Raw genomic sequence first — 14492 nt, forward strand, 5'->3', positions numbered from 1 at the left:
TGCATCGCCTGCGACGACGCCGTGGCCGTGGAGCAGTCCTGGCGTCACCTCGCGTCCCTGGGTCACGAGCGCATCGGCCTGGTGCTCGGCCCTTCCGACCACATCCCCTCCCGCAGGAAACTGGCCGCCGCCCAGGACGCGGCGCACGCCATGAACGCCGAGCTGCCCGAGGAGTTCGTCGAGCGGGCCATGTTCTCCCTGGAGGGCGGCCAGGCAGCCGCCTCCCGCCTGCTCGAGCGCGGCGTCACCGGCATCATCTGCGCCAGCGACCCCCTCGCCCTCGGCGCCGTCCGCGCCGCCCGCCGACGCGGACTCCACGTACCCCGCGACATCTCCGTCGTCGGCTACGACGACTCCGCCTTCATGACCTGCACCGAACCCCCGCTCACCACCGTCCGCCAACCCATCGAAGCCATGGGACGCGCCGCCGTCGACCTCCTCTGCGCACAAATTCAAGGCACCGAAGTCCCCCACAGGGAGCTGCTCTTCGAACCCGAACTCGTCGTCCGCGGCTCCACCGCACAGGCATCCGCCAAGTAATCGCACCTCCACATCTTCGGCGGCCTGTCGAGCATTTACGAAATCAGCGCGCGATATTGCGTTCACTTGTTCACGGTGGTTGAGTGAGCGGCGCCCCACAACGCATCGGCGGTGGGGCGCCTTCCACGTTCATGCCCGAAGGGGACCACTCATGAGAAGTGCTCGGTTCCGCCGTACTCGCCGTGCCGGCGCCATCACGCTCGTCTCCGCTCTCACCCTGACCGCTCTGGCCGCCTGCGGCACGAGCAGCAGTGACGACGGCGGCGGTTCCGAAGGCGGCAGCGGGTCCTCCGACCCGGCTGCTCCGCTGGACCCGAAGACCAAGGTGACGATCACCATCGACTGCATGCCGCCGGCGGCGAAGGCGGCCGAGCTGAGGGAGTGGAAGGAGGACGTCAAGACGTTCAACGACAAGTACCCGAACGTCACCATCGACGGCCGCTCCACCCCGGGCCAGTGCCTGGAACCGCCGCGCTTCACGGCGATGCTCAAGGCCAAGTCACAGCCCGACGTCTTCTACACGTACTTCACCGACCTGCCCCAGGTGCTGGACAACGACGGCGCCGAGGACATCACCGCGTACGTCAACGACAAGACCGTGCCGGCCCTGAAGGACATCGACCCGAACGTCCTCGGCTCGCTCAAGCACGAGAACAAGCTCTACGGCCTGCCCGAGAGCAACTACACGATGGGCCTGCTGGTCAACCGCAAGCTCTTCGAGCAGGCCGGGCTCGATCCGGACACCCCGCCGCGCACGTGGGACGAGGTGCGCACCGCCGCCAAGAAGATCTCCGGCCTGGGCGAGGGGATCGCCGGCTTCGGCGAGTACAGCGCGGGCAACACCGGTGGCTGGCACTTCACCGCCCAGATGTACAGCCTCGGCGGCGAGGTCGTCGACGCGAGCGGCAGGAAGGCGGCGTTCAACGACGAGCTGGGCAAGCAGGTCGCCGAGAACCTCCACGCCATGCGCTGGGAGGACGAGAGCATGGGCAAGACCCAGCTGCTCAAGTGGGGCGACCTGCAGAAGCAGATCGCAACCGACAAGCTGGGCATGTTCCTCGCCGCGCCCGACGACATCACATACATGGTGCAGCAACTCGGCGCCGACTACGAGAACTTCGGCATGGGACCGATCCCGGGCGAGCAGAACACGCTCGCCGGCGGCAACGGCTACATGATCAAGGAGGGTATCTCCCCGGACAAGATCAAGGCGGCCGTCGCCTGGCTGAACTTCAAGAACCTCACCGTAGGCCAGGGACAGTTCGACTGGGCCCGCAAGAAGAAGGACGACCTGCCGGTCGGCCTCCCGCAGCCCAACTTCTGGCTGAACGAGTCGAAGAAGAAGGACGACGCGGCCCGGATCGAGCACGCCACCATGCCGGTCGCGAACTTCAAGACGTTCATGGACAACCCGGTCCCGGGCATGGCCGAGCCGCCGAAGGCGCAGGAGGTCTACAAGGTCCTGGACAACGTGATGTCCGGCATCCTCACCAACAAGGACGCCGACATCGACAAACTGCTCTCCAGCGCGGAGCAGCAGGTCAACCAGGTCCTGGCCACGCAGTGACCGGCTCCCTCGGGGGGCGGGCCGCACCGCCTCCCGGGGCCCACGAGATCAGTCCCGAGGAGCGACGATGTCGGCCCCCAGCCTGACCCCGAGCAAGGCGGCGAGATCCCGCCACTCCCAGCCGCCGGTGGACGGCCCGCCCCCGCCCGGCGGGTCCTTCGGCAGGAGCCTGAAGCGCAATCTCACCGCGCACGGCTTCCTGATCGGGGCGGTACTCTGCTTCGCCTTCTTCTCCTGGTACCCCATGGTCCGGGAGTTCTTCCTCGCCTTCCAGAAGACGGACCAGGGCGAGGTCTCCTGGGTCGGCCTGGACAATCTGCGCACGGTCTTCAACGACCCGGCCTTCTGGCAGGCGTGGCGCAACACGCTGCTGTTCACCGTGCTGGCCCTGGTCCTCGGCTTCGCCGTGCCGTTCGTGGTCGCGCTTGTGATCAACGAACTCCGGCACGGCAAAGGGTACTTGAGACTCCTGGTCTATCTGCCGGTGATGCTGCCACCGGTCGCCGCCGTGCTGCTCTTCAAGTACCTGTACGACCCCGGCTACGGCCTGCTCAACGAGCTGTTCGGCTTCTTCGGGCTGCCCGAGCAGCAGTGGCTGCAGGATCCCCACCTCTCCATGCTCTCCGTGGTCATCGCGTCGACCTGGATGAACATGGGCGGCGCGGCACTCATCTACCTCGCCGCGCTCCAGGGCATCCCCGGGGAGCTGTACGAGGCGGCGGAGCTGGACGGAGCCGGGCTGCTGCGCAAGATCTGGCACGTGACGATCCCGCAGACGCGGCTCATCCTCTCGCTGATGCTGCTCATGCAGATCATCGCCACCATGCAGGTCTTCGTCGAACCCTTCCTGCTCACCGGCGGCGCCGGCCCCGAGGGCTCGACCACCACCGTCGTCTACCTCATCTACCAGTACGCCTTCAACTTCAACAACTACGGCGCCGCGGCGGCCCTCGGCCTGCTGCTCCTCGTACTCCTCGCCGGATTCTCGGCGGCGTACGTGAAGCTCAGCCGCGCCGAGGACGAGTAGGCCGGGGGAGAACCACAGATGTCCACACGCACGCTCATCTCACCGGCCCAGCTCGCCAGGCCTCGCGGCAAGGTCCTCTACTGGGTGACGTTCGGCGGCGTCGTCACGCTCTTCACCGTGGTCTTCCTCGGCCCCATGTACTGGATGGTCTCCAGCGGGTTCAAGGACACCCAGGAAGTGGTCCAGACCCCGCCGACACTGGTTCCCGAGTCCTTCGAACCCGACAACTACTCACAGGCCTGGAACGTCATGGACCTGGCCGGCCTGCTGGGGAACACCCTGTACTACGCGTTCGGCGCCCTCGCCTTCCAGCTGGTGCTCGACGTGGCGGCGGCGTACTCGCTCTCCAAGCTCCGCCCGGTCCTCGGCAAGGCCATCCTGGGCATGATGCTGGCGACGCTGATGATCCCGGCGACGGTGCTGGTCGTGCCGCAGTACCTGACGGTGCTCGACGTGCCGATCTTCGAACGCAACCTGCTCAACACGCCCTGGGCGATCTGGCTGCCCTCGGTGACCAACGCCTTCAACATCTTCCTGCTGAAGCGGTTCTTCGACTCGATTCCGAGGGAGTTGCTCGACGCGGCGTCCATGGACGGCGCCTCGCCGATGCGCACCCTGTGGTCGATCGTGCTGCCCATCTCGCGGCCGATCCTCGGCGTGGTGTCCATCTTCGCGATCGTGGGCGTCTGGAAGGACTTCCTCTGGCCCATGCTGACGCTTCCCGACCCGGCCAAGCAGACGCTGAACGTCGGCATCTACTCCCTGTCCAACGGCGTGCCCGTCAACGTGCTGATCGCCGCGCTCACCATGGCCTCACTGCCGACACTGATCATCTTCCTGATCTTCCAGCGCAACATCATGAGCGGACTCACCGCCGGCGGACTCAAGGGCTGAGGCACTGAAGCCCGTCTCCCGCCCCGCCCCACCGGCTCGTCCCCGTCAACCTTCGCCGCCGGCCCGTCCGACGCCCCGCCCTGTCCGGGCCGGCGGCGAAGATCCAACCTGCCCGAAAGGACCGTCACGTGGCAGCCCCCAACTCGCACCGTACCGAAGGCTGGTGGCGCGACGCCGTCATCTACCAGGTGTACCCCCGCAGTTTCGCCGACGGCGACGGCGACGGCACCGGTGACCTCGCGGGCGTCCGGGCGAGACTGCCGTACCTCGCCGAACTCGGGGTCGACGCCGTCTGGTTCACGCCCTGGTACGTCTCACCGCTCGTCGACGGCGGTTACGACGTCGCCGACTACCGCACGATCGACCCGGCCTTCGGCACCCTCGGCGAGGCCGAGAAGCTGATCGCCGAGGCACGGGAGCTGGGCATCCGCACCATCGTCGACATCGTTCCCAACCACGTCTCGGACCAGCACGCCTGGTTCCGGGCGGCGCTGGCCGCCGGCCCGGGCAGTGCGGAGCGGGAGCGCTTCCACTTCCGCCCGGGGCGCGGGGAGACCGGCGAACTCCCGCCCAACAACTGGCCCTCCCAGTTCTCCGGCCGTACCTGGACCCGGGTCCCGGACGGCGAGTGGTACCTCCATCTCTTCACCCCGGAGCAGCCCGACCTGAACTGGGCCCACCCCGAGGTGCGCCGGGAGCACGAGGACGTACTGCGCTTCTGGTTCGAACGGGGTGTCGCCGGCGTGCGGATCGACTCCGCCGCCCTGCTCGCGAAGGACCCCGCGCTCGCGGACTTCGAGGAGGGCGTCGACCCACACCCGTACATCGACCAGGACGAACTGCACGACGTCTACCGCTCCTGGCGAGCCGTAGCCGACGAGTACGGGGCGGTCTTCGTGGGTGAGGTGTGGCTGCCCGACGCGGAGCGCTTCGCCCGCTATCTGCGGCCCGACGAACTGCACACCGCCTTCAACTTCAACTTCCTCGCCTGTCCCTGGGAAGCGGACCGGCTGCGCCGCACGATCGACGACACCCTCGCCGAGCACGCCCCGGTCGACGCCCCCGCCACCTGGGTGCTCTGCAACCACGACGTGACCCGCACCGTGACCCGGTACGGCCGTGCGGACACCGGCTTCGACTTCGCGAAGAAGGCCTTCGGCACCCCGACCGACCTCGTCCTCGGAACCCGGCGCGCCCGGGCGGCCGCACTGCTGACGCTGGCCCTGCCCGGGTCGGTCTATCTGTACCAGGGGGAGGAACTCGGGCTGCCCGAGGCGGACGTCCCGCTCGACCGGATCCAGGACCCGATGCACTTCCGCTCCGGGGGCACCGATCCCGGCCGGGACGGCTGCCGGGTACCACTGCCGTGGTCGGCGGACGCCCCGTACTGCGGGTTCGGCTCCGAGACGGAACCCTGGCTGCCGCAGCCGGCGGGCTGGTCGACGTACGCCGCGGACCGCCAGGACGCCGACCCGGAGTCGATGCTCACGCTCTACCGCGAGGCGCTGCGCCTGCGGCGCTCCACCGACGGTTTCGGTGACGGCCCCCTCGACTGGCTGCCGGCACCGGACGGCGTCCTCGCGTTCCGGCGCGGGGACGGCTTGATGTGCGTCGTCAACCTGTCCGCGGCACCGGTGGGGTTGCCCGTTCACAGCTCGCTCCTGCTCTGCAGCGGGCCGCTCGACGTGGACGGCGCGCTGCCGCGGGACACGGCGGTGTGGCTGCGCGTCTGAGGCGGGCCAGGCAGCCGCCTCGTTCGGTGGGCCAACCGATCGAGGCGCCGCCGTCGCCGGTCGCCCCGAGGCAGGGCAGAATCGGGGCAGGAGGCCGTGGGAGGAGGCGACGCGTGCGGGAACGACCGTGGCAGCGCGGGCTGCGCCGCCCTCGCAGCCCTCTCGTCGGCGGGCGCCGCATCCTGCGCGGCACGCTGCGGCCGATGACGGAGGCCCTCGGCGCGCGGCGCCGGCTGGCGTGGCTGAACGAGGCCGGTCTGCGGATCGGAACCACCCTGGACCTGCGGCGCACGGCGGAGGAGCTGGCCGCGTTCACCGTGCCGGAGCTGGCCGACGGCTCCGCGGTGGACCTGCTGGACACCGTGCTGCGGTTCCAGGAGGGTGATCGCGTCCGCGGGACGGAGCCCCCGCGGCTCAGGGCCATGGCGGTGTCGGAGATCGACGGTCTGGACCTCGCGCCGGACCCGGTGGGCGAGCTGTCCGTGCACACCGCCGACCGGCTCGGGCTCAGGTGCCTGATCTCCCGCGAACCGGTGCTGATCGCCCGGATGACGCGGCCGGACTACGCCGTCGTCGCTCCCACGCCCGAGTCGGCCGACATCATGCGTCGCGCGGGAGTCCACTCCTATCTGGTGGTTCCGCTGGTGGCCCGCGGTGTGCTGCTGGGTCTCGCCGACTTCGTCCGGGCGGGGAGCCGGGCGCCGTTCACCCAGGCCGACGTCGCGCTGGCCATGGAACTGGCGTCCAAGGCGGCCGTGTACATCGACAACGCCCGGCTCTACGGGCGCGAGCGCGAACACGTGGTCACTCTGCAGCGGGCCCTGCTCCCCCGCTCCAGCCCGAGTACGCCCGGCCTCGACGTGTCCTCGTGCTACGACCCGGCCGGTGATCCGGCCGGCGTGGGCGGCGACTGGTTCGACGTCGTCGCGCTGCCCAGCGGCCGTACGGCGTTGATGGTGGGCGACGTGATGGGGCGCGGGCTGGCAGCCGCCGCGACCATGGGCCGGCTGCGCACCGTGGCCCGGACCCTGATGGCGCTCGACATCGCGCCCGAACGGCTGCTGGCCCGGCTGGACCTGGCCGCCCGCGACCTGGAGGAGGACCAGGTCGCCACCTGTCTGTGCGCCGTCTACGACCCGTGCGGCAGCACCTTCCGCATCGCCAGCGCCGGTCACCCGCCGCCGCTGCTGACCGGGCCCGACGGCACCGCCTCGTTCCTGGACGTGCCCACCGGGGCGCCGCTGGGGGCCGGGGTGATCCCGTACGACCCGGTCGACTGCCCCGTACCCGGGCAAAGCCGGCTGACGCTGTACACGGACGGCCTGGTCAGGTCGCGCGCCGCGGGCCTCACCGGCCGGATGGAGCGGCTGCGCGAGGCGGTCGGCGACGGGGTGCCCGTGGACGGCTCGGTGTGCCGGGCGATCATCGAGCGGGTCGGCGGAGACCGGTCCGACGACGCGATCGTCCTGTTCGCCGGCGTGCGGCCGCTCGGTCCGGAAGGCGATGTGTACGTGCGGACGCTGCCGCCGGACGGCAAGGCCGCCGGGCAGGCCCGGACCGCGGTGCGCGAACAGTTGGTGAAATGGGGTCTGGACGACCTGGTCGACACGACGGAGCTGGTGGTCAGCGAGCTGGTCGGCAATGCCCTGCGGTACGGCAACGCCCCCGGTGAACTGCGGCTCCTGCGGCACGAACGGCTGTCCGTGGAGGTCTCCGACTCCGGGCCCGACCTGCCGCAGATCCAGCACGCGGACGTGAGCGACGAGAGCGGGCGCGGTCTCCAGCTGATCAACATGCTGTGCCGGCGCTGGGGTTCGTGCCGCACGCCCGGAGGGAAGGTCGTCTGGGCCGAGCAGGACCTGCCCGTGCGTACCGGGGCGGCCGGACCGCGGTAGCGCCGTCCGTACCGTCCCGGCCCGCACCTCGCGCTCCCGTGCGCTCACGCCGCCTGCTTCGCCTTCTCCGTCGCGCGGCGTCCGAACTGGGTGCGGTGCAGTTGGGCGTAGCGGCCGTCGGCGGCCAGGAGTTCGTCGTGGGTACCGCGTTCCACGATGCGGCCGGCCTCGACCACCAGGATCTGGTCGGCCGCCCGGACCGTCGACAGCCGGTGCGCGATCACCACGGCGGTCCTGCCCTCCAACGCCTCCGCGAGGGCCTCCTGGACGGCCGCCTCGGAGGTGTTGTCGAGGTGGGCGGTGGCCTCGTCGAGGATGACGACGCGCTGGCGGGCCAACAGCAGCCGGGCGATGGTCATGCGCTGCCGCTCACCGCCGGAGAGCCGGTAGCCGCGCTCGCCGACCACCGTGTCGAGGCCGTCGGGCAGGGACCGTACGAGGTCGACCAGCCGGGCGCGGTGCAGCGCGTCCCACAGCTCGGTGTCGGTGGCGCCGGGGCGGGCCAGCAGCAGGTTGGCGCGGACCGTGTCGTGGAAGAGGTGGCCGTCCTGGGTGACCATGCCGACGGTGTCGCGCAGTGACCTGGCGCCCAGGTCGCGGACGTCGACGCCGCCGACGCGGACGGTGCCGCCGTCGGCGTCGTACAGGCGCGGCAGCAGTTGGGCGATGGTCGACTTGCCGGCGCCGGAGGAGCCGACGAGCGCGATGGTCTGCCCCGGTTCGGCGCGGAAGGAGAGGCCGTGCAGCACCTCCTCGCCGCCCCGGGTGTCCAGGGAGGAGACCTCTTCGAGGGAGGCCAGGGAGACCTTGTCGGCGGAAGGGTAGCCGAAGCGGACGTCGTCGAACTCGACGGCGACCGGGCCGTCGGGGACCGGGCGGGCGTCGGGCTTCTCGTCGATGAGCGGGGTCAGGTCCAGCACCTCGAAGACCCGCTCGAAGCTGACCAGGGCGCTCATGACCTCCACGCGGGCCCCGGCCAGCGCGGTGAGCGGTGCGTACAGGCGGGTCAGCAGCAGCGCCAGCGCCACGACGTCGCCCGGGTTCAGGGTGCCGCGCAGGGCGAACCAGCCGCCGAGGCCGTAGACCAGGGCCAGGGCGAGGGCGGAGACCAGGGTGAGGGCGGTGATGAACGCCGCTTGGGCGGTGGCGGTGCGCACGCCGATGTCGGCGACGCGGCGGGCGCGGTCGGCGAACTCGGCCGACTCGTCCTCGGGGCGGCCGAACAGCTTGATCAGCGTGGCGCCGGGGGCCGAGAAGCGCTCGGTCATCCGGGTGCCCATGGCTGCGTTCAGGGTGGCGGCCTCGCGCTGCATGCGGGCCATGCGGCGGCCCATGCGCCGGGCCGGGAACACGAACACCGGCAGCAGCACCAGCGCGAGCAGGGTGATCTGCCAGGACAGGGTGAGCATGACGACCAGGGTGAGCAACAGCGTGACCAGGTTGCTCACCACTCCGGACAGCGTGTTGCTGAAGGCCCGTTGGGCTCCGATGACGTCGTTGTTGAGACGGGAGACCAGTGCTCCCGTACGAGTACGTGTGAAGAACGCGACCGGCATGCGCTGCACATGATCGAACACAGCCGTGCGCAGATCGAGGATGAGTCCCTCCCCGAGCCTCGCCGAGAGCCTCCGGGAGAGAATGCCGAGCACCGCCTCGGCGACCGCGATGAGCGCGATCAGCAGGGCGAGGCGTACGACCGCGCTCTCGTCGTCGCCCGACACGATCGCGTTGACGACGTGGCCGGCCAGGACGGGCGTGGCGACGGCGAGCAGCGCCGTCACCACCCCGAGCAGGACGAACCGGGCGATGCTGCGGCGGTGCGGGCGGGCGAACGCGCCGATGCGGCGCAGCGTCGCGCGGGCGAGGGGTCGGCGCTCCTGCTCGGCGTTCATGACGCTGTGCAGTTGGGTCCAGGCTGTGGTCTCCATGCTCATGCGAGTGACGGTAGAACCTCAATCTTCCTTGAGGTCAAGAGCCTCGCGGTTGAGCGGCCGTCCGCCGTCCGTAAGACGTCGTCCGCGCGTCGGTCATCCGTAGTTGGCGCCGTACAGGGAATCTCTTGTGGTGTGACAGCGGTACGACTCCCCGAGAAGCCCGTCCCCGGCTTCGCCCCCGTCCGCCGCGACAGCCGCGCCCGCCTGGTCCGGCGGGTCTTCTGCGTGCTTCCGTTGATGCTGGTCACCGTGGTCGCGGTGCGGCACCGGTCCGTGCTCGCCGAGGGCTTCGGCCATCTCGCCACCGCGCGGTGGCCCTGGTTGCTGGCCGCGGCCTGTGCGACGTGTCTGACCTGGGTCGCCGCGGCCTGCACCCGGCAGGGCGCCGTGGTGGAGCGGCTGCCGCGGCGGCGGCTGCTCGCCACGCAGTTCGCGGCGGGCGCGGCCAACCACCTACTGCCGACGGGGCTGGGCGCGAGCGCGGTCAACCTGCGGTTCATGGCGGTGTGCGGGCTGCCGCTCGCCCGTTCCTCGGCCGCTCTCGCCCTGTATCTGCTGGCGGAGAGCGTGGGCCGGCTCGCCCTGCTGGGCGCCCTGCTGATCGCGTTCCCCGACGCGCTGCGGCTCGGCACGCTGCTGCCCGAGGGGGCCGTGGGGCCGCTGCTGGTCGTCGCGGGCGCGGTGCCGGTCGTGGCGGCGGGCGTACTCGCGCTGGCGCCACGGCTGCGTGGGGCGCTGGTCTCCTTTCTGCGGACGGCGCTCGGCGAGGCCCGGTCGGTGCACGCCCTCCCGGCGCGTGCGCTGGCGCTGTGGGGCGGCGCGCTCGCCTTCCCCGCGCTCCAGGCGGCGGTGCTGGTGCTGGTGGGTGAGTCGCTGGGGCTGCCGGTGCCGGCCGCGCACATGGCGGTGGCGTATCTGGCGGCCACGGTCGCGGTCGCACTGGTGCCCACCCCGGGCGGGATCGGTTCGGTGGAGGCGGCGCTGGTCGTGGCGCTGGTGGCGGCGGGCGGCCCGGCGGCCGTTGCCACGGCGGTGGTGCTCGCGTTCCGGCTCATGACCGTCTGGCTGCCACTGCTGCCCGGGGCGCTGACGTTGGCGGCGCTGGTACGGATGAAGGTGATCTGAGGCCGAAACACCGCGCCCCGCACCTCGGCGCGGTACCGACCACCACCCGCGATACGGCAGGATGAACGCTCGCGCCGGTCGAACTCTCTTGCGGACCGGCGCGATTCGCGCATTACGGAATCCAGCAGGTATCGAGCAGGTGACGACGTGACGAGACTTCACATCCGGCCGTCGGCGAGGGACTTCGCCGCGGCCGTTCCCCATGGAGGTGGCCGGTGGTGACGGACGACCTGACCATGGACCACGTGGTGCCCGCCGGCATCGCGCTGGCGGCGGGCCTCCTGGGCGCGTTCCTGCTGCGCATGGTGCTGCGCTGGCTGGCGGGGCACGCCGGGCGCACCCGCTGGAGCGGCGACGACGTCATGGTGGCCGCGCTGCGCACGGTGGCACCGTGGGCGGCGGTCGCGGGCGGTGTCGCGGGCGCGGCGGCGGCGCTGCCGCTGACCCGGACGGTGCAGCACAACGTCAACCAGGTGCTGACGGTCCTGCTGATCTTCGTGGCGACCGTGTCGTCGGCCCGAGTCGTCGCCGGCCTGGTGCGATCGGTGACCCTGTCCCGTTCCGGGGTCGCCGGATCGGCCACCATCTTCGTCAACATCACCCGCATCCTGGTGCTGTCCATCGGCTTCCTGGTGATGCTGCAGTCCTTGGGCATCTCCATAGCGCCGCTGCTCACCGCCCTGGGCGTCGGTGGTCTGGCGGTCGCGCTGGCCCTGCAGGACACGCTGGCCAACCTCTTCGCGGGCGTGCACATCCTGGCGTCGAAGACCGTGCAGCCGGGTGACTACATCCAGCTCAGCAGCGGCGAGGACGGCTATGTCGAGGACATCAACTGGCGGCAGACCACCGTCCGCGACCTGTCCAACAACCTGGTCGTCATCCCGAACGGCAAGCTCGCGCAGTCCAACATGACCAACTTCATGCGGCCCGAGCAGCAGCTGACCATCCTGGTCCAGGCCGGCGTCTCCTACGACAGTGACCTGGAGCACGTGGAGCGGGTGACGACGGAGGTGGTCGCCGAGGTGATGACCGAGATCGCCGGCGCGGTGCCGGAGCACGAGCCGGCGGTGCGGTTCCACACGTTCGGCGACTCGCGGATCGGTTTCACGGTGATCCTGGGCGTCGGCGAGTTCAGCGACCAGTACCGGATCAAGCACGAGTTCATCAAGCGCCTGCACAAGCGCTACCGCGAGGAGGGCATCCGCATTCCGGCGCCCGCCCGGACGGTCGCTCTCCAGCAGGGGACCGTGGTGTTCCCGCAGCAGCGGACGGGCGAGGACGTCGTCCCGTTCGCCTGATCGTCCACCGACCCGTTCGCGTGTGGGCTCGCGTGTTCGGCAGGGGCCGTGCGGCCGGTTGTCCGGAATCTCCGCACGGCCCCTGTCGAGCCCGGGTCGATCAGGAGATATCTTGATGTCGAGCAATGTTGCAGACGTGGAGCGGAGCACCCGGTGACTGACTCGACCATCATCTATACACACACTGACGAGGCCCCGGCCCTGGCGACGTATTCGTTCCTGCCGGTGATCCGGGCGTACGCCTCGCAGGCGGGTGTCGCGGTCGAGACCCGCGACATCTCGCTGGCCGGCCGCATCATCGCCCTGTTCCCGGAGTACCTGGCCGAGGACCAGCGCATCCCGGACGCCCTGGCGGAGCTCGGCGAGCTGGCCAAGACGCCCGCCGCAAACATCATCAAGCTGCCGAACATCTCGGCGTCCATCCCGCAGCTCAAGGCCGCCATCGCCGAGCTGCAGGGCCAGGGCTACGCGCTGCCGGCCTACCCGGACGACCCGAAGACCGACGAGGAGCGCGACATCCGCGCCCGCTACGACAAGGTCAAGGGCTCCGCGGTCAACCCGGTCCTGCGCGAGGGCAACTCCGACCGCCGCGCCCCGGCCTCGGTGAAGAACTACGCCAAGACCCACCCGCACCGCATGGGCGCCTGGACCGGCGAGTCCAAGACCAACGTGGCGACCATGGGTGAGAACGACTTCCGCTCCACGGAGAAGTCCGTGGTGATCGCCGAGGACGGCGCGCTGCGGATCGAGCTGGTCGGCGACGACGGCACCACCACGGTGCTGCGCGAGTCCGTGCCCGTGAAGAAGGACGAGGTCGTCGACGCCTCCGTGCTGCGCGTCGCCGCGCTGCGCGAGTTCCTCACGGCCCAGGTCGCCCGCGCCAAGTCCGAGGGCATCCTGTACTCGGTGCACCTGAAGGCCACGATGATGAAGGTCTCCGACCCGATCATCTTCGGCCACGTGGTCCGCGCCTTCTTCCCGAAGACCTTCGCCCAGTACGGCGAGGCCCTCGCCAAGGCCGGCCTCACCCCGAACGACGGCCTGGGCGGTATCTACAAGGGCCTGGAGTCCCTGCCCGAGGGTGCCGAGATCAAGGCCTCCTTCGACGCCGAGCTCGCCGAGGGCCCGGAACTGGCGATGGTCGACTCCGACAAGGGCATCAGCAACCTGCACGTGCCCTCCGACGTCATCATCGACGCCTCCATGCCGGCCATGATCCGCACCTCCGGCCACATGTGGGGCCCGGACGGCCAGGAGCACGACGCCCTCGCCGTCATCCCGGACTCCTCCTACGCCGGCGTGTACCAGGCCGTCATCGAGGACTGCCGCGCCAACGGCGCCTACGACCCCTCCACGATGGGCTCGGTCCCGAACGTCGGCCTCATGGCGCAGAAGGCCGAGGAGTACGGCAGCCACGACAAGACCTTCGAGATCCCCACCACGGGCACGGTCCGCCTGGTCGACGCCGACGGCAACGCCGTGCTGGAGCAGACGGTCTCCGCCGGCGACGTCTTCCGCGCCTGCCAGACCAAGGACGCCCCGATCCGCGACTGGGTCAAGCTGGCCGTCACCCGCGCCCGCGCCACCGGCGACCCGGCGGTCTTCTGGCTCGACGAGGGCCGCGCCCACGACGCCAACCTGATCGCCAAGGTCAAGGCGTACCTGCCGGAGCACGACACCGAGGGCCTGGACATCAAGATCCTGTCCCCGGTCGAGGCGACCAAGCTGTCGGTGGAGCGCATCCGCCGCGGTGAGAACACGATTTCCGTCACCGGCAACGTGCTGCGCGACTACCTGACCGACCTCTTCCCGATCCTGGAGCTGGGCACCAGCGCCAAGATGCTGTCGGTCGTCCCGCTGATGGCGGGCGGCGGCCTCTTCGAGACCGGCGCCGGCGGCTCCGCGCCCAAGCACGTGCAGCAGCTGGTCAAGGAGAACTACCTGCGCTGGGACTCCCTCGGCGAGTTCTTCGCCCTGGTGCCGTCCCTGGAGCAGTACGCCGAGGTCACCGGCAACACCCGCGCCAAGGTCCTCGCCGACGCCCTCGACCGCGCCACGGCGACCTTCCTCAACGAGGACAAGTCCCCGACCCGGCGCGTCGGCGGCATCGACAACCGCGGCAGCCACTTCTTCCTGTCCCTGTACTGGGCGCAGGAGCTGGCCAAGCAGACCGAGGACGGGGACCTGGCCAAGGCCTTCGCCCCGCTCGCCGAGACGCTGTCCGCGAACGAGCAGAAGATCGTCGACGAGCTGAACGCCGTCCAGGGCAAGCCCGCCGAGATCGGCGGCTACTACCAGCCCGACCCGGCCAAGGCCGCCGAGATCATGCGCCCGTCGGTCACGTGGAACGAGGCGCTGGCGTCCCTCGCCTGATCCTCACCCGGCCCGAGGGCCTGCGACGCACCCCGTCTCCGTTCACGGAGGCGGGGTGCGCGTCTGTATCGTCCCCGCGTCCCCGCGTCCCCGCGTCCCCGCGTCC

At 70.5% G+C, this 14492-nt stretch carries 10 protein-coding genes; 9 read left to right on the forward strand and 1 reads right to left on the reverse strand.

The annotated features are described in order from the left end of the window. From EBH09_RS04710 to EBH09_RS04735, 6 genes are all read left to right on the forward strand, one after another. Positions 1-540, forward strand: a 540-nt coding sequence (locus EBH09_RS04710) for a substrate-binding domain-containing protein (RefSeq protein WP_193776106.1), incomplete at its 5' end; no start/stop codon positions are given. 151 nt (positions 541-691) lie between these two features. Further along, entirely contained in the window at positions 692-2107 is a 1416-nt protein-coding gene (locus EBH09_RS04715; protein ID WP_121745708.1) for an extracellular solute-binding protein, read from the forward strand. Positions 2108-2174: 67 nt separating this feature from the next. After that, entirely contained in the window at positions 2175-3134 is a 960-nt protein-coding gene (locus tag EBH09_RS04720) for a sugar ABC transporter permease (protein ID WP_121745709.1), read from the forward strand. 18 nt (positions 3135-3152) lie between these two features. Continuing rightward, positions 3153-4028: a carbohydrate ABC transporter permease gene (locus tag EBH09_RS04725; RefSeq protein WP_121745710.1), complete on the forward strand. Its 876-nt coding sequence runs from the start codon at positions 3153-3155 to the stop codon at positions 4026-4028. Between the two features lie 128 nt (positions 4029-4156). Beyond that, entirely contained in the window at positions 4157-5761 is a 1605-nt protein-coding gene (locus EBH09_RS04730; RefSeq protein ID WP_121745711.1) for a glycoside hydrolase family 13 protein, read from the forward strand. 113 nt (positions 5762-5874) lie between these two features. Beyond that, a complete protein-coding gene (locus EBH09_RS04735; protein ID WP_121745712.1) occupies positions 5875-7656 on the forward strand; it encodes a SpoIIE family protein phosphatase in 1782 nt (593 codons plus the stop codon). A gap of 44 nt (positions 7657-7700) precedes the next feature. On the opposite strand, the gene EBH09_RS04740 is transcribed toward EBH09_RS04735, so the two are convergent. Then, positions 7701-9584 (reverse strand): ABC transporter ATP-binding protein, encoded by a 1884-nt coding sequence (locus EBH09_RS04740; RefSeq protein WP_121746243.1) that lies wholly within the window; start codon positions 9582-9584, stop codon positions 7701-7703. A 231-nt stretch (positions 9585-9815) separates the two neighbouring features. On the opposite strand from EBH09_RS04740, the gene EBH09_RS04745 reads away from it, so the two are divergent. The 3 genes from EBH09_RS04745 (at position 9816) to EBH09_RS04755 (ending at position 14386) form a co-directional block, all read left to right on the forward strand. Then, the gene (locus EBH09_RS04745) at positions 9816-10715 is read left to right on the forward strand and encodes a lysylphosphatidylglycerol synthase domain-containing protein (protein ID WP_121746244.1); all 900 of its coding nucleotides are present in this window, start codon (positions 9816-9818) and stop codon (positions 10713-10715) included. A 218-nt stretch (positions 10716-10933) separates the two neighbouring features. After that, positions 10934-12013 (forward strand): mechanosensitive ion channel family protein, encoded by a 1080-nt coding sequence (locus EBH09_RS04750; RefSeq protein WP_193776171.1) that lies wholly within the window; start codon positions 10934-10936, stop codon positions 12011-12013. A gap of 153 nt (positions 12014-12166) precedes the next feature. Further along, on the forward strand, positions 12167-14386 hold the full coding sequence (locus EBH09_RS04755) for an NADP-dependent isocitrate dehydrogenase (RefSeq protein ID WP_121745713.1): 2220 nt from the start codon (positions 12167-12169) through the stop codon (positions 14384-14386). Positions 14387-14492: the final 106 nt, after the last annotated feature.

Origin of the sequence: Streptomyces sp. E2N166 (genome assembly GCF_003671715.1) — a bacterium.
GTDB classification, from domain to species: domain Bacteria; phylum Actinomycetota; class Actinomycetes; order Streptomycetales; family Streptomycetaceae; genus Streptomyces; species Streptomyces thinghirensis.

Bases quoted from the DNA above. Each gene is read 5' to 3' on its own strand.
- EBH09_RS04715 (WP_121745708.1), top strand. From the start codon at position 692: ATGAGAAGTGCTCGGTTCCGCCGTACTCGCCGTGCCGGCGCCATCACG.
- EBH09_RS04720 (WP_121745709.1), top strand. From the start codon at position 2,175: ATGTCGGCCCCCAGCCTGACCCCGAGCAAGGCGGCGAGATCCCGCCAC.
- EBH09_RS04725 (WP_121745710.1), top strand. From the start codon at position 3,153: ATGTCCACACGCACGCTCATCTCACCGGCCCAGCTCGCCAGGCCTCGC.
- EBH09_RS04740 (WP_121746243.1), bottom strand. From the start codon at position 9,584: ATGGAGACCACAGCCTGGACCCAACTGCACAGCGTCATGAACGCCGAG.